Annotated in this window: 13 protein-coding genes; 7 read left to right on the top strand and 6 right to left on the bottom strand. The window is 48.9% G+C overall.

Features of this window, described 5'->3' with window-relative positions:
- Positions 1–7: 7 nt before the first annotated feature.
- Positions 8–1,705, bottom strand: a complete 1,698-nt coding sequence (locus tag VV089_RS12755) for an AAA family ATPase (protein WP_334336109.1) — start codon at positions 1,703–1,705, stop codon at positions 8–10.
- 305 nt (positions 1,706–2,010) lie between these two features.
- Here VV089_RS12755 and VV089_RS12760 point away from each other — a divergent pair, with 305 nt between their 5' ends.
- Complete coding sequence (locus tag VV089_RS12760; RefSeq protein ID WP_334336110.1) at positions 2,011–2,889, top strand: flagellin N-terminal helical domain-containing protein; 879 nt, start codon at positions 2,011–2,013, stop codon at positions 2,887–2,889.
- A gap of 137 nt (positions 2,890–3,026) precedes the next feature.
- Complete coding sequence (locus tag VV089_RS12765) at positions 3,027–5,039, top strand: glycosyltransferase (protein WP_334336111.1); 2,013 nt, start codon at positions 3,027–3,029, stop codon at positions 5,037–5,039.
- A 116-nt stretch (positions 5,040–5,155) separates the two neighbouring features.
- On the opposite strand, the gene VV089_RS12770 is transcribed toward VV089_RS12765, so the two are convergent.
- Positions 5,156–5,434, bottom strand: coding sequence for a GNAT family acetyltransferase (locus VV089_RS12770; RefSeq protein WP_172544303.1), 279 nt, complete (start codon positions 5,432–5,434; stop codon positions 5,156–5,158).
- A gap of 147 nt (positions 5,435–5,581) precedes the next feature.
- On the opposite strand from VV089_RS12770, the gene VV089_RS12775 reads away from it, so the two are divergent.
- Positions 5,582–6,745 carry an alanyl-tRNA editing protein gene (locus VV089_RS12775; protein WP_334336113.1) on the top strand — a complete coding sequence of 388 codons (1,164 nt, stop codon included), beginning with the start codon at positions 5,582–5,584 and terminating at the stop codon, positions 6,743–6,745.
- A gap of 8 nt (positions 6,746–6,753) precedes the next feature.
- On the opposite strand, the gene VV089_RS12780 is transcribed toward VV089_RS12775, so the two are convergent.
- Genes VV089_RS12780 through rd form a run of 3 tightly spaced genes read right to left on the bottom strand, consistent with a single transcriptional unit; the run spans position 6,754 to position 8,347 of the window.
- Positions 6,754–7,623, bottom strand: a complete 870-nt coding sequence (locus VV089_RS12780) for an alpha-1,2-fucosyltransferase (RefSeq protein WP_334336114.1) — start codon at positions 7,621–7,623, stop codon at positions 6,754–6,756.
- Positions 7,620–8,189, bottom strand: coding sequence for an NUDIX hydrolase (locus VV089_RS12785; RefSeq protein ID WP_334336115.1), 570 nt, complete (start codon positions 8,187–8,189; stop codon positions 7,620–7,622). The genes VV089_RS12780 and VV089_RS12785 overlap by 4 nt, the downstream gene beginning before the upstream one ends.
- The gene (rd, locus tag VV089_RS12790) at positions 8,189–8,347 is read right to left on the bottom strand and encodes a rubredoxin (RefSeq protein WP_334336116.1); all 159 of its coding nucleotides are present in this window, start codon (positions 8,345–8,347) and stop codon (positions 8,189–8,191) included. The genes VV089_RS12785 and rd overlap by 1 nt, the downstream gene beginning before the upstream one ends.
- A 463-nt stretch (positions 8,348–8,810) precedes the next feature.
- On the opposite strand from rd, the gene VV089_RS12795 reads away from it, so the two are divergent.
- The 4 genes from VV089_RS12795 (at position 8,811) to nrdG (ending at position 13,842) form a co-directional block, all read left to right on the top strand.
- Complete coding sequence (locus VV089_RS12795) at positions 8,811–8,993, top strand: hypothetical protein (protein WP_172541642.1); 183 nt, start codon at positions 8,811–8,813, stop codon at positions 8,991–8,993.
- A 4-nt stretch (positions 8,994–8,997) separates the two neighbouring features.
- Entirely contained in the window at positions 8,998–10,674 is a 1,677-nt protein-coding gene (locus VV089_RS12800) for an IS66 family transposase (protein ID WP_334334951.1), read from the top strand.
- A 281-nt stretch (positions 10,675–10,955) separates the two neighbouring features.
- Positions 10,956–13,133 (top strand): anaerobic ribonucleoside-triphosphate reductase, encoded by a 2,178-nt coding sequence (gene nrdD, locus VV089_RS12805; RefSeq protein ID WP_334336117.1) that lies wholly within the window; start codon positions 10,956–10,958, stop codon positions 13,131–13,133.
- Between the two features lie 145 nt (positions 13,134–13,278).
- Positions 13,279–13,842, top strand: coding sequence for an anaerobic ribonucleoside-triphosphate reductase activating protein (gene nrdG / locus VV089_RS12810; RefSeq protein WP_334336118.1), 564 nt, complete (start codon positions 13,279–13,281; stop codon positions 13,840–13,842).
- A gap of 5 nt (positions 13,843–13,847) precedes the next feature.
- Here the strand turns inward: nrdG and spoIIP are convergent, their stop codons facing one another.
- Positions 13,848–15,128, bottom strand: a complete 1,281-nt coding sequence (gene spoIIP / locus VV089_RS12815; RefSeq protein ID WP_334336119.1) for a stage II sporulation protein P — start codon at positions 15,126–15,128, stop codon at positions 13,848–13,850.
- Positions 15,129–15,184: the final 56 nt, after the last annotated feature.

The following is a 15,184-nucleotide window of genomic DNA, read 5'->3' on the forward strand; positions in this document are numbered from 1 at the left end:
GACTTTTTCAAATCTTGGATCCAATCAGAACTTTTTTCCCACAAAAAGCAAATCCGTACTTGCGTATCTTTTCCCTGGGAATTCCTTTTTCCACAAGGGTTGCCTCATAGTTCTTTTTCTCGATCTGCTCCAGTGCAGCTCTTACCGTATCGGACAAGTCCTTCTCATCCTCCGGATCCTGTACTTTGAACTCCAGAATGACTGCGTCGTCGTCTCCCTTTGGCTCCATCATCACGTCATACCGGCCAAAGCCGCTTTCACGGTTAGAGCTTACGGTATAGCGGTCAGACAGCTCTACCAGCAGCCCCAGCACAAAGCCGTGGTAAAAGCGTTCCGGCTCTGCGGATTCTGAAGGCTTGTTTCCGGCGTCGAAGATACTGAAGGTTGCTAGAGCTACCTTATTAATGTAGAAGTTCATCCCCTTCACGTCGTCCTCCAGTAATGCCTGGATAAATCCGTTATACTCCTTCCGGCTTTTGCGGAACCAGCTTTTTACCATGACGCGGAACATCTTTCTTACTTCCCGGTTTGTCAGACACAGTTCATAGTCCAATTCATCCACATATTCATTGTTGTATTCACCGTATCGCAGTACCTTTAGATAGCCGCTGGCCAGCAGCAGGCTGAAGATTCCTTCTGCGCTTCCGTCCAGCTCCCCATACACAATCTGTTCGTCTATCTGGGCTATGATTGACTGGCCGGAAATAAGGGCTTCAAAATCCTGTTTGATATCCGTGCCGCTTTCCCTGAGCAGCTTTCCTACCAGGCTGTTGGAGCTGGAATTGGCCCAATAAGTATCTAATTTTCCTTTGTCCAGATAATTTAAAATAGACCAGGGATTGTAGATATCTGTGCAATTTCCAAAGGTAAACCCGTCATACCAGCTTTTTACTTCCAGCTTTTTATCAGACATCCCGAATTCATCTAACGCTGCAAAAACCTCTTTCTCTGTAAAACCAAAGCTGTCTGCATATTTTTCAGAAGTAGCCGTCACGACCTCCAGGTTATTCAAATCTGAAAAGACAGACTCCCTGCTGACCCTTGTAATGCCTGTCATAATAGCCCTATCCAGATGGGGATTTGTCTTAAAGGTGGAATTAAACATACTTCTGGTAAAGGAAACCAGCTCCTCCCAGTATCCGTTTACATAGGCTTCCTGCATAGGAGTATCATACTCATCCAGAAGAATAATCACCTTTTTATGATAATATTTATACAAAAATCTTGATAATTGGTGAAGAGCCATTGTGGCCGTAACCTCCGGCATGCCTTTAGAAACGCTGCGAAAATCTTCTTTTTCCTCAGATAACAGAGCATCGCCCTCCAGCAAAAAATTATACTCATAATACAGATTCGTAAGAATCTGATTGATTCTCTGCACGGTCGACTCATAGCTGCTTTCCTTTACATTGGCAAATGAAAGGCTAATCACCGGGTAAGTTCCCTGCAGTTTCCTGTACTTTTCATCCTCCCAGATAGAAAGTCTTTCAAACAGATCTCCTCGCCCGGTATATTTTATGGAAAAGAACTGCTCAGTCATGCTCATAGTTAGCGTTTTTCCAAAGCGCCTGGGACGGGTAATCAGCGTCACCATATCCTGATTTTCCCACCACTCCTTGATAAACTTGGTTTTATCAATATAAAAATTATCATTTGTAATCAGTTGTTCAAAATTCTGATATCCGATTCCTACGGTTCTTGCCATCTTTGCACCATCCTTTCCTGTGCTTTTTACTGTATACCAGTATTGACAAAAATAATTGAAAAATGATTCGTTGCTCTCAGTATAACAACTTCAGGCTGTTGATTCAATGGTTATTCGTTATTTGAATTCACTTGTACTCAACAGTGGTGTGTAAACAGCAGCTTGGCAGATTCCATCTACTTAAGTGTACTTTACCGGACAACAGCCGGCAGTCCGCAGAGGCACTTATGAGGCATCCGAATCATAACTACCATAACTTTTAAGGGGAAAAGGATGTTCCCTGCAATGATCAAGGAGGAAAAACTATGAGAATTCAGCACAATATTACTGCATTAAATGCACACAGAAACTTAACCAACAACAACTCTTCCGTAGGAAAGAACCTGGAGAAATTATCCTCTGGTTACAAGATCAACCGCGCTGGCGACGACGCTGCCGGTCTGGCTATTTCCGAGAAGATGAGAGCTCAGATTACCGGTCTTGAGACTGCTACCAAGAACGCAGAGGACGGCGTTGCTCTGGTACAGACTGCTGAGGGTGCTTTAACTGAGGTTCACTCCATGCTGAACCGTATGGTTGCTCTGGCTACACAGTCCGCAAACGGAACTTACTCCAGCACCAACCGTAACGAGATGCAGAAGGAGATCGAGCAGTTAAATGATGAGATCAACAGAATCAGCCAGAGTGCAAACTTCAACGGCATGACTCTGTTCAGCGGTTCCCTTGTAACAAACGGCGGCGGAATCACTCTTCATGTAGGTGAAACTTCTCAGACTTATAACCAGTTAAAGATTTCTTTGACCTTAATGAACACCTCAACCATCGGTGGTACAGCAGGAACCTCTATGGGAGCTACAAACGTAGGAACCAGCAGCGTTGCAAACATTAGTATCACATCTGCAGCAAGCGCAAGAAAGGCTATCGATATCGTAAACAACGCTATCGACCAGATTTCTTCCATGCGTTCCACCTTCGGTGCTCTTCAGAACCGTCTGGAGCATACCATCAACAACCTGGGTGTTCAGACCGAGAACATTACCTCTGCTGAGAGCCGTATCCGTGACGTAGACATGGCAAAAGAGATGATGGCTTACACCAAGAATAACATTCTGGTTCAGGCTTCTCAGGCTATGCTTGCTCAGGCTAATCAGGTTCCTCAGGGAGTTCTGCAGTTACTGCAGTAAGCTGAATAAACAACAAAAAAGTGCCGGTCCAAAGGACCGGTGCTTTTTTGTTAAGATATACAGCTCTATGGTCAGGCTTTTTGAAAATTCACAAGACAGCCTTTAGATAATTTATTTTAGAAAAGGAGTAACCCCTTATGAAGCTGCCCCTCACCATATCCCTTTTGGCTTCCAGCCGAATTGCCTCTCTGGAACGCTGCCTGGATTCCTTGACACCTCTTCTAAGGCAGGTTCCGGCAGAACTCATTGTCGTATTCACCGGAACAGATGAGCGCGTCCGGCAGGCCGCAGAGCGTTATACGGATCAAATCATCCCCTTTACCTGGTGCAACGACTTTTCCGCAGCCCGGAATGCAGGCTTGAAGCAGGCAAAGGGAGAATGGTTTCTCTTCCTGGATGATGATGAATGGTTCGATGATGTGACAGAGATCTTGGAGTTCTTCCGAAGCGGTGAATACCAACAGTATAATTCCGCTGCCTACGTTCAACGTAACTATCTGGATTGGGAAGGCTCCAAGCACTCGGATGCTATTGTTTATCGCATGGTCAAAAGAACTCCCGAGCAGCGCTTTGAGAATCCCATCCATGAAGAACTGCAGCCTTATTTTTCTCCCTGCAGGATTTTTGGCACCTATGTCCATCATTATGGCTATGTGAATCATACAGTAAGGACAGGTACTGAAAAGTCTTCAAGGAATATTCCTCTTTTGGAGGAGGATATTAAGGAACGCGCAGACTATACCAAGAATTATCTCCAGCTCACCCAGGAATACTGTATCGAGGAGTGCTGGGACAAGGCAGAAAAAGCCTGCCGGGAGGGCTTGGACATCTGTAAAAGGTCCGAAGCTGTTCTTCGGGGCTGGCTCCAGTCCAGCCTGATAGAAATCCTCTATAAAAGAGAGAAGTTTGAAGAAGCAGAGAAGGAAGCCCTGCAGATTCTGGAAAAAGAAAAACCCGGGGAGCTCACACGTCTGCTTCTGTTCCAGCTTCTGATCGGAATCAATGAGCAGCGAAAGAATTATGAAAAGCAGCTCCAGTGGGGCATTAAATTTGAGGAACTGCTGGCTTATATGGATCGCCACCCGGATCTTTGGATTAAGCAGCAGATGGGAACCGTAAACAAGGACAAGGTAATGAATCCGGACTGGCTGTATCCCGCGCGCCTAAACTGTGTCCGGGCCTCCCTGGAGCTTTATAATTACAAGGAAGCCGAATATTTCCTGGAGCTGCTTCCCTGGGAGGAAGAATATAGAATCCAGACCTATTATCCCCTTCTGGATCGCTGGAAGGAGCACTATGCACCCCACTTACAGGAGCTTCTGGCAAAGCTGCCCCAAGATTCGGCCTACCTTTTATATCAAAAACTTCTATATGAAGAGAAGAATAAAAAGGGCGGGGCAGATTTGTTCCTGTTTCACCGCTGCTTAAAGGAGATTACGCAGCCTTATCTCCAAAAACAACTGATAGAAAAATCACTGAGGGAAAAAAGAGACTTATCAGAATTATTGAAAAAGATGGATCTGGAATCCTGGAAAAACTGTATTTCCAGCATTGTAAATGAAACCGCCTGCGAAGAAGACTCTCATCTGTGGGAGGCCGGAGAACTTCTCTCCAAAGAACATCCACTGCAGGGACTGTGGCTTGAAAAGCTTCTCTTAGAACGAAGACTTACCAAAGGCTTCCCCATGAAAAAGGCGTTTCTGGAAAATCTGGAAAAATACGCCTTATGCATCAGCTCCTTTTACAGTGGCCAATACCAAGAAGCTATGTTCGAGGACAGCGCCAGGCATCTGCTTCCGCCGGACTGCCGTATGTCTCTGGCTGTTCTGGAAGCCCTTGACCATTGGGAAAAAGGAAATCCCGCTGAAACCATCCGCCTGTTCCGGCAGGTTCTTGGAATCTATCCCCAGATGACAGGCGTCATCCGCGAGGCCTTACGTCTCCTGAAAAACGAGCTGGATTATCCAGCCCCGGCAGCCGGACCGGAATTTGAGCAGTTAGCCCTTCAGATGAAGGCTGCACTGAAAACCATGCTCCAAAACGGCCAGTACCAAGAAGCCATGTCCGTACTTTCACAGCTCCTGCCCCTGCTGCCCAACGACACCGAGCTGCTAAAGCTACAGCAGCAATTATTAGCCAGAACTCATTAAGCACCAGACTTCAAAAGGAATATTGCAAAGGATAAGCCGGTCGCGCTCCACAAAAAGCCGGCTTATTTTTGCAGCCTCCTCTTATCCTCCGCAAAGCAGCGCTGCCTTTTTGCACGCTACCCCTGCTCCCACCGCTCCTTCTGTCTCTCATACTCCTCATTCAGCCAGGCCACCGCCTCATCAAATCCCTCCTGGGTAAAGGGAAATTCCCGATAGGTCTTCTCTTCCTCTGCCGTCACCTCAAAGCTGAAAGGCTCCGGATAAATCACAGCTTCCAGAGACGTCCCTTCCTCCGCTGCCTTCTTTTTCAGCCGGTAACGCATTCCCCTAAAGCTTCCCGAATAAGCATTCCGGTTTACATAAGGCAACCCAGCTTGTCCATGCAGTTCAATCATAGAATGATTCCTCCCTTATCTTCTGCCCTATCATATGTTTTCACTTTTCAAAAGCCTGTTCCAATGGTATCATAAAACAGATACAAGAACAAAAATGTCACGGTTCACCCAATGGACGGTAACTAAAAATACAATCAGGAGGCCCCCATGACCAGAAAACTTTATTACGAAAACAGTTATCAAAAAGAATTCACTGCCGTCGTCACCGGCTGCCAGCCCCTTGCAGACACCTTCCGCATCTATCTTGACCAGACCGCATTCTTTCCCGAGGGCGGCGGACAGTCCGGGGACACCGGCCTTCTGGGCGGCTTGGAAGTCCTTGACACCCAAGAAGAAAAGGGCCTTATCTGGCACTGCACCAGACAAGCCATAGCTCCCGGCACACAGGTCACAGGACAGATAGACTGGCAGAAACGCTTCGACCGCATGCAGCAGCATTCCGGAGAACACATTGTATCCGGCCTTGTCCACAAGCATTTCCGTTATAATAATGTAGGCTTCCATCTGGGCGAAACCGAAGTCACCCTGGACTTCGACGGCCCGATCACAAAAAAAGAGCTCCTGGAAATCGAGCAGGAGGCCAATAGAGCCCTTTGGGACAACCGCCCTATAGAAATTACCTATCCCTCCAAAAAAACGCTCACAGAGCTCAAATACCGCAGTAAAATCGCTATAGAAGGCCAGGTGCGCATCGTCACCATCCCAGGCATCGACGTCTGCGCCTGCTGCGCCCCCCACGTAAAGCAGACCGGAGAAATCGGCCTTATCAAGCTTACCAGCGTCCAGTCCCACCGTGGAGGCGTGCGTGTCTGCCTCCTGGCCGGAGCAAGAGCCCTGGCCGATTACGAAGAAAAAGAACAAAACGCAAAAGCCATCTCCGCCCTCCTCTCCGTCAAAGAAAAAGACACGGCCAAAGCCGCAGAACACTTAAAGCAGGAAAATTACAGCCTCACCGGCCAGATCCTGCAGCTGAAAAAAGCCCTGATTCAGCAAAAAGCCGCCGCCGTCCCCGAAGGTTCGAAAAATATCATATTTTTCGAACAGGATCTGGATGCCGCTACTGCCCGTGAGTTCGTCAATCTCCTTACTATACGCTGCACCGGCACCGCCGGCGTATTCATCGGAAACGACGAAACCGGCTACCGCTACATCCTGGGAAGCTCTTCCGAAGACGTCCGCCCTCTCTGCCGCCGGCTCAACGATGCTTTCCAGGGAAAAGGCGGCGGAAAGCCGGAGATGGTGCAAGGCTCCCTTCACGGAACAAGAAAAGCCCTGGAAGCTGCCCTTGCCCAATGCCTTCCGTCCCTTTAAGCCCCAGCTTACCGCGCCCACCACTCTCTTCGCGTGTTTAGCAGCGCTGCCAGACAGCAGAATGTACTGTTGGAAACGATCATCCTCTTACATTTGCTCATCAGGCACATATCTATATAATTTCTGCCCTGCACATTTCCCTCTACATAGGTAACCTGTGCAAAGCGGTTAAAATCCATTTCCCCCGCGTGCTCCCTGCACCAGGAAATATCATCGGAAAATACAAACAGATGCCACTTCCCCAAAACCTTGTCCAGAAATTTTGCAACCTCTTTCCGGTATTCGGATGTGTCATAAGCCCACCCCAGGCTTACAAAATCACCTCTCCGTATATGAATGGACACCGAATTCGATTCCCGAATCTGCCTTGCATATTCCTGATTTTTTTCGTCCGTAATCTCCGGAAAACGGAATTCCCGGCGAAAAACATCCTTATACGCCATAAACCAGTCTATATTAATCCAATACCCATGGTAGTATACATTCCCCGGCAGGTTTTGAACCTCCGGGCAGTATTCTTCCTTCTGGACGGAATAGACTTTTCCAGGAAACGGGTTAAAACGGCGATGATCCTCTCCCACCTCGGACACCATATAGATGTCAATTCCATTTTCCCCCAATATCTGCGGTACACTCTTGCCTCTTTTCTTCTCCTCCAGAATAAAGGCCCATACATCCCCGCTGAAACACTCACTGAGCATCGGAGCCTTGATGCCGAAGATTTTTTCCAGCTCATAACCGTTATGTACTGTATTCTGGGCGAAATAGCTGTCATCCAGGTACATGACCTCTCCCGGATGGGACAATGCATAATATCTGGCAAATATATATTGAAATGCCTGATTGCCCAGACCGCCGTTCAAAAACTGTATTTTCATGTTATCCCCCTCAACATCCGTTCAATCATCTTCCCATACACCGGCATCATCTCCCGCTCCGTCACCTTCTCACGAAGCTCCTCCAGGGCAATCCATGCCACTGCGCTGTTCTCATCCTCCTTGACCCGAAGCTCCGCCTCTTCATCCGCCTCCAGAAAATACGTCAGATTCAGATGCTGATGAGAACTCACAAAGCTCCCCCGCTTAAAATGTCCCCAAACCGGCAGGATATCCAGGCTCTGGGCCTCTTCCCGGATTGGGCGCACCGCCTGAAGCCCTGTCTCCTCCCTGGCCTCCCGGACAGCCGTCATCAAAAGATCCGTCTCCCCGTCCGCGTGTCCGCCCGTCCAGGACCAGGACTGGTAAATATTGTGATACACCATAAGAAGCTTCCCCCGATCCCTGTTAAAGATCAAAGAGGAAGCTGTCATATGTGCAATCTCACACTGTCTTGTCCCAATCGTATCCGGAAACAGCTCCAGATATTGAAGCATCAATTTCCGATCCTGCTCCTCCTGCTCACAGGCAGGCCGGTAATCCAGGATTTGTCTCAGGTACTCGTGCATTATGCCTCCGCAAAATCATCCTTGCCGACGCCGCAGATGGGGCAGACCCAATCCTCTGGCAGATCCTCAAAAGCCGTTCCGGGCTCAATGCCGTTATCGGGATCTCCTACCTCCGGATCATACTCATAGCCGCAAGGCTCGCATACATACTTTTTCATGACAAGTTCTCCTTTCCTTACCTGCAATTATTCAGACTGCCGGACAAACCCGGACAAAGCTGTCACATCTGATCTGTCCTACTAGAATATACCAAAAAATCATTCTTTATTCTATAGTATTTTTTATTTTTCCAAAATTTTTTCTTCTTCCGTTACTGTTCACTCCCTACATTTGACGATTGTGAAAAGTGACGAAATTTAAATTTTTTATATGTGGATAAATAAAGCGGACAGAAAAATGATGTTTATAGTTTTTCTGTCCGCTTTATTTATCAGAAAGTTATCCACATTTCTGTCTTCCGTTTCGTCCCAGGCATGCTTCCTTGCCCTCTTTTTATGGATAATATTTACTCGCTTTTTTTAAATTATCCACCGTCAAATTGACCATGCCCTCAAATACGGAAATTCGCATTTTGAGGGCATCTATAGTATAATTGCCTTATGAAAACGGAGGATTGAGAGAATGAAAAACATGGAAGATGAAATCGTCCTGCTTAACAAGGCCGTTGCCTGTCTCGAAGAGGAAGTCCAGGCAAAAAATGAAATCATCAGGCAGCAGGAACGCATCATTAAGGCCCAACAGGAACACAACGGTGAATTATCGGCGCTGATGAACAGAATTCTTGACTCCTTAAAGAAGGGCTGACCACATGAACGCTTCCTTTGAATACACCACCACTCTTGAATACAGGCTGAAAGCGGCCAACGCACAGATATGCGCTTTCAAATCCGGTGAAATATATGTCCGCATGCAGGAGGAATACCTGAAAGAATTACGTTCTTTGGAACGGGAAATCCGGAAATTGAAGGACGAGCTTTCACGTGCCCGCAGTGAAACCGTTTCCGTCCGCAATCAATGGTTTGAGATATTTGAAGAACTTCAAAAGGAATGCGAGCGAAAGCTGTCGGCCTTGCGAAAAGAATTGGAACGAATGGAAAGGCGTGCCATAAAGGCAGAAAGACAGAGAGACGCCGCACTGGACAAGGCAACCCGGCAGCGCCATAAGATCTATGGGCTGGAAACGGCGCTGGAAGAGGAAAAGGGCAGGAACTTGAAGCTGAGGGCGCAAATCAACCGGGATTATGAAAATTCCTCCATCCCTTCTTCCAAAACGCTCCGCCGCAAGAAGATCTCCAACGGCCGGGAAAAAAGCGGCCGTAAGCCGGGCGCCCAGCCGGGACATCCGGGACACCGCAGGAAAAAGCAGATCCCTGCCACGGATCCGGTTCTGCTGCCGCCGCCCCGGGAAGTGCTGGAAGATCCGGATTTCAAAAAGACTTCAAAAACGATCGTGAAACAGCTGGTCAACATACGTACGATACTGGAGGTCACGGAATACCACGCAGATGTGTATTATAATTCCAAAACCGGCGAGCGGATCCATGCGGAGTTTCCTCCCGGCGTTGTGGACGAGGTGAATTATGGTGGAAGCGTCAAGGCCTTCCTGTTTCTGTTGAATAACGACTGCTGCACTTCCATCGACAAAAGCAGGAAATTCCTTTCCGATTTGACTGATGGCAGGCTCAGCATATCCAAGGGCATGGTTAATAAGCTTGGCAGGGAATTTGCCAAAAAAACGGAACAGGAACGAAAAGCGACGTTTGCCGATCTGCTGCTTAGCCCCGTCCTTCATACGGATTGTACCAACGCAAAGGAAAACGGAAAAAATGCTTATGTATTTGTGTGCGCTGCCCCGGATGGAAAAGCGATGTATTTTGCACGCAGGAAAAAAGGGCACGAAGGAGTAAAAGGCACCCCGGTCGAAGATTACCAGGGAATCCTGGTTCACGATCATGAGAAAACCTTTTATAACTATGGTGCACAACACCAGGAGTGTCTTGCGCATGTCCTCCGCTATCTGAAGGACAGCATAGATAATGAGGCTGACCGGACCTGGAACAAGGAAATGCGTGCTCTGGTACAGGAAATGATCCACTACCGGAACGGCCTGCCGGAAGAGGCGCCTCCTGACACCGAAAAGGTCAGGGAGTATGAAGAACGCTACCGGGCAATACTGCAAAAAGCGAAAGAGGAATACGAATACATTCCAGCAAGTGAGTATTATAAGGACGGATACAACCTGTATCTGCGGATGGAAGAATACATGTCCAACCATCTTCTGTTCCTGCATGATCACAGAGTTCCGGCTACAAACAATGAAGCGGAGCGTCTGCTTAGAGGATATAAGCGCAAGCAGCAGCAGGCTGTGTCATTCAGGGGATTCGAGTCCATCGAGTATCTCTGTGAATGCATGAGCATGCTTATTCAGATACGCCAAAACGAAGAATCAAATTTATATAACAGAGTATCCGAGATATTTGGATAAAGAAAACCGATGGTTTCGACTAAGATTAGTCTACACCATCGGTTTGTTTATCACAAGCTGACCTCTGAACAGTAACCTTCTTCCCCTTGAGCATACCGGTATTTCTTCTCTTTTCCAAAATTTTTTTCGCCCGAAACCCTTGATTTTCCTCACATTTTCCTATAGTCTTATAAACATGGCAAACAATATCTTGTAATCACTGTTGACAACACCACTATATCTTGTTACAATAGGTTTCGTCACCACATATTACAGCGACAGTAGAAATTGAGGGAAGTTTTATGAAAATTATTAAAAGAAGCGGCAGCGAGGTTGAATTTGATGCTGAAAAAATCGTCCTTGCCGTAACCCGAGCCAATGAGAAAGTAGTTCCCAGCGCCCGTATGACCCCTATCCAGATCAAGCGGATTGCAGAGGATGTAGAGAGCGCTGCAGAGAATATGAGCCGTTCTTTAAGCGTAGAAGAGATCCAGGACATGGTGGAGGATCAGATTATGAACCAGCGGGCCTTTGATGTAGCCAGACGCTATATCACCTACCGCTACCGCCGGGCCATGGTCCGCAAGTCCAACACCACCGACGAGCAGATCTTAAGCCTTATTGAGTGCAACAACGAGGAAGTCAAGCAGGAGAATTCCAACAAGAACCCCACGGTCAACAGCGTACAGCGGGACTACATGGCCGGAGAGGTAAGCAAGGATATCACCAAGCGGATCCTTCTTCCTGCGGAGATTGTGTCTGCCCACGATCAGGGAATCATTCATTTCCACGATGCAGACTACTTTGCACAGCATATGCACAACTGCGATCTGGTCAACCTGGAGGACATGCTCCAGAACGGAACCGTTATCAGCGGCACCATGATTGAGAAGCCTCACAGCTTTTCCACCGCCTGCAACATTGCCACCCAGATCATTGCCCAGGTAGCCTCCTGCCAGTACGGCGGACAGAGCATCAGCCTGACCCATCTGGCCCCCTTTGTGGATACCAGCCGGAAAAAGATTCGCAAGCAGGTAGCGGATGAGCTTCACTCCATCCACGAGGCCGTTACCGAGGAAGAGATTGACTTCATCACAGAGAAGCGTCTCAGGGAAGAGGTGCGCAACGGCGTCCAGATGATCCAGTATCAGGTAGTCACCTTAATGACCACCAACGGGCAGGCCCCCTTCGTCACGGTCTTCATGTACCTGAACGAGGCCAAGAACGAACAGGAAAAGAAGGATCTGGCTCTGATTATCGAGGAAACCCTGCGCCAGCGCTACCAGGGTGTAAAAAACGAAAAGGGCACCTGGATTACCCCGGCCTTTCCAAAGCTTATCTATGTCCTGGAGGAGGATAATATCCACGAGGACAGCAAATACTACTATCTGACCCAGCTTGCGGCCAAATGCACGGCCAAGCGCCTTGTTCCGGATTACATTTCTGAAAAAATCATGCTCCAGAACAAGATTGACAAAAACGGGGACGGCCACTGCTACACCTGCATGGGCTGCAGAAGCTTCCTTACTCCCTATGTAGACGAGAACGGAAAGCCCAAGTACTACGGCCGCTTCAACCAAGGCGTTGTCACCGTCAACCTGGTGGACATCGGACTGTCCGCAGAGGGCGATATGGATCGGTTCTGGGAGATCTTTGAGGAGCGGATGGAGCTCTGCCACAGAGCCCTGCAGTGCCGCCACGAACGTTTAAGCGGAACCCTTTCCGACGCAGCTCCCATCCTCTGGCAGCACGGCGCCCTCCTTCGTCTGAAAAAGGGCGAAACCATTGACAAGTATCTCCACAACGGATACTCCACCCTTTCCCTGGGCTATGCAGGCCTCTGGGAATGCGTTTACAGCCTCAACGGCAAGAAGCTCACAGAGCCCGAAGGCGAAGCCCTGGGCCTTGAGATTATGAAGAAGCTCAACGAATACACGGCTAAGTGGAAGGCTGCCGAGCAGATTGACTACTCTCTCTACGGCACGCCTCTGGAGAGCACCACCTACAAGTTTGCCAAGTGCCTGCAGAAGCGCTTCGGCATTGTAAAGAACGTGACGGATAAGAGCTACATCACCAACAGCTATCACGTCCATGTAACCGAGAATATCGACGCCTTCGACAAGCTGGCCTTAGAAGCCAAATTCCAGGCCCTCTCACCGGGCGGAGCCATCTCCTATGTAGAGGTTCCCAACATGCAGAACAACCTGGACGCCGTACTCTCCGTGATGCGCTTTATCTATGACAACATCATGTACGCAGAGCTGAACACCAAGAGCGACTACTGCCAGGTCTGCGGCTACGACGGAGAGATTGAGATCAAAGAGGACGAGCATGGCAAGCTCATCTGGAAATGTCCAAACTGCGGCAACACAGATCAGAATAAAATGAACGTAGCCCGGCGTACCTGCGGCTACATCGGAACCCAGTTCTGGAACCAGGGACGTACCCAGGAGATCAAAGAGCGCGTGCTTCATCTGTAAACAGCACCGCATACAAAAACAACACAGTCTGCACAAGCCGTATCAGCAGACAGCAAGGCTGCCGCAGGGCACTTTCCCGGCGGCAGCTCTTTTTTGCCCCATAACACGTTTTTCAGCCACAAAGCCTTTTGGAAAGGACTTCCCCATGAACTATGCAGTCATCAAAAAAAACGATATTGCCAACGGCCCCGGCGTCCGGGTGTCCCTCTTCGTCAGCGGATGCCGGCACCACTGCAAAAACTGCTTCAACGAAGAAGCCTGGGACTTTGCCTACGGCACCCCTTTTACAGACAAAACCATAGAAGAGATCCTCGCCGCCCTGTCCCCCGGCTATGTGGCCGGCCTGTCCCTCTTAGGAGGGGAGCCCTTTGAACCGGAAAACCAGCCGGACATCCTTCGTCTGGTAAAGCTGGTACGGCAGCATTTCCCCGAAAAAACCATCTGGTGCTACACCGGCTTCACCCTGGAAAAGGACCTTCTGTCCGGCCGCACCAAAAGCCCACAGGCCGTAGGAGAGATTCTCTCCTGCCTCGATGTCCTGGTAGACGGAAAATTCATAGAATCCCTCAAAGACCCCGGCCTAATCTTCCGCGGTTCCTCCAACCAGAACATCATCGACATGCCGAAGTCTTTAGAAAGCGGTCATATGGTTCCCCTTGCCGGAACCTGGCGAAGAACCATGGGAAGCGGCAATATTGACGAAGTGTAAATGCCTCACTCTTCTTGTATTCCCCCGCCCAGCACTTCATGGAGCACAAAAGCCAGCGGCTCCATCGCATTCATCATCTCCTCCAGCGTGTTTGTCTGGGCTCCCGCCTCCACCAGCAGAGACTTGGGCCTTAGATGGAGATTATAACGGAGGCTTTTCAGATAAATCTTCCTGCTAAGCCCCGGGTAATACTTCTCACAAGCCAGCTTCAGCTGCAGCGACAGCGCCAGATTATCCTCAATATAAGGATTCGGCAGATAATCAATCACGCCGTTCCTCTTGCTGAAGCTTAACCCGTTAAAAAACATAAACTGAGCCGTGGGCTTCCCGTTCACCTCCGTCACCAGATGCGTTCCCTCCTTCACCCCGTCCCGGTGAAGATCAATAATCACCTCGATCGAAGGATTCTCCTCCAGAATCCGCTGTACCTCCTCCTCTGCCAGGGCATAGGCCCGGTTTCTGTCCAGCTTTCCGTCAATGAAATCATAGACATTTTTATTATGTATCACCTGGTAGCCGTAGGTATCCTCCAAAAGCTCCGTCAGATAATCCCCTACCCCCACAATGGTGGTGCTGTTGTCGCCTGCCACAGAATCTACGAAGCCCTCCTGGGAATGGGTGTGATAAATCAGTATCTGAGGCCCGGAATCCATATTTTGAATCTGCATATCCTTATTAAGGAGAAGCTCCGCATTCAGCAGCTCGCCGCTGATATCCGTATTGTTCTCCACAATGTAAAAATTATTTCTAAGAAAGTCAAAATCTGCCAGCTGCTCCGTCATATACTCTGTGCCAGCTGCCGGCTGATTCTCCCCGGCCTGCGAAAGCTCCGCCTGCTCCTGGTCGTAAGCGGCCTGCAGATTCTCCTCCTCCATCTTCTCTGCCAGATCGAAGGCCTCTCCCGTGCGCTGGTCGATCTCATTTTCATCGTGGGCGCCGCCCTCCACCAGAATGTCATAGGCGGCCTGGCTTTCAATCTCCGTCTCATAGAGCTCCTTCTCGTCCAAAAAGGAGTACAAGGGAAATAACCCCACAGCCTTGTGAAGAAGAAACTCCTCCAGGCTGTAGGACAGCTCCCGATCCCCGGCTGCGAAGGCAAGACCCGGATACAGGGTCTTTTCCGCCGCTCTCTGAAGGCTCCCTTCCCCGTTGGACAGCGCCTTCACACAAGCATAGGCAGCCTTTGCAAAAGACTGCCCCTTTACCCCATAACCGAGAATATAGATTCCCAGCACCATGATAATTCCCCATACAATTGCATTTACGATTCTATGCAGACGGCTCATTTCCAATCACTCCATACTCTCTTTAATATATTCAAAAAGAGACGGCCTTATTCCGG

It is taken from the genome of Candidatus Merdisoma sp. JLR.KK011, assembly GCF_036941125.1.
In the GTDB taxonomy this organism is placed as follows: Bacteria; Bacillota; Clostridia; order Lachnospirales; family Lachnospiraceae; genus Laedolimicola.

Coding starts and splice junctions, on each gene's coding strand:
- VV089_RS12785 (WP_334336115.1), bottom strand. CDS start 8,189: ATGCACGAGTACCTGAGACAAATCCTGGATTACCGGCCTGCCTGTGAG.
- nrdG (WP_334336118.1), top strand. CDS start 13,279: ATGAACTATGCAGTCATCAAAAAAAACGATATTGCCAACGGCCCCGGC.
- VV089_RS12755 (WP_334336109.1), bottom strand. CDS start 1,705: ATGGCAAGAACCGTAGGAATCGGATATCAGAATTTTGAACAACTGATT.
- spoIIP (WP_334336119.1), bottom strand. CDS start 15,128: ATGAGCCGTCTGCATAGAATCGTAAATGCAATTGTATGGGGAATTATC.
- VV089_RS12775 (WP_334336113.1), top strand. CDS start 5,582: ATGACCAGAAAACTTTATTACGAAAACAGTTATCAAAAAGAATTCACT.
- VV089_RS12770 (WP_172544303.1), bottom strand. CDS start 5,434: ATGATTGAACTGCATGGACAAGCTGGGTTGCCTTATGTAAACCGGAAT.
- VV089_RS12765 (WP_334336111.1), top strand. CDS start 3,027: ATGAAGCTGCCCCTCACCATATCCCTTTTGGCTTCCAGCCGAATTGCC.
- rd (WP_334336116.1), bottom strand. CDS start 8,347: ATGAAAAAGTATGTATGCGAGCCTTGCGGCTATGAGTATGATCCGGAG.
- nrdD (WP_334336117.1), top strand. CDS start 10,956: ATGAAAATTATTAAAAGAAGCGGCAGCGAGGTTGAATTTGATGCTGAA.
- VV089_RS12760 (WP_334336110.1), top strand. CDS start 2,011: ATGAGAATTCAGCACAATATTACTGCATTAAATGCACACAGAAACTTA.
- VV089_RS12795 (WP_172541642.1), top strand. CDS start 8,811: ATGAAAAACATGGAAGATGAAATCGTCCTGCTTAACAAGGCCGTTGCC.
- VV089_RS12800 (WP_334334951.1), top strand. CDS start 8,998: ATGAACGCTTCCTTTGAATACACCACCACTCTTGAATACAGGCTGAAA.
- VV089_RS12780 (WP_334336114.1), bottom strand. CDS start 7,623: ATGAAAATACAGTTTTTGAACGGCGGTCTGGGCAATCAGGCATTTCAA.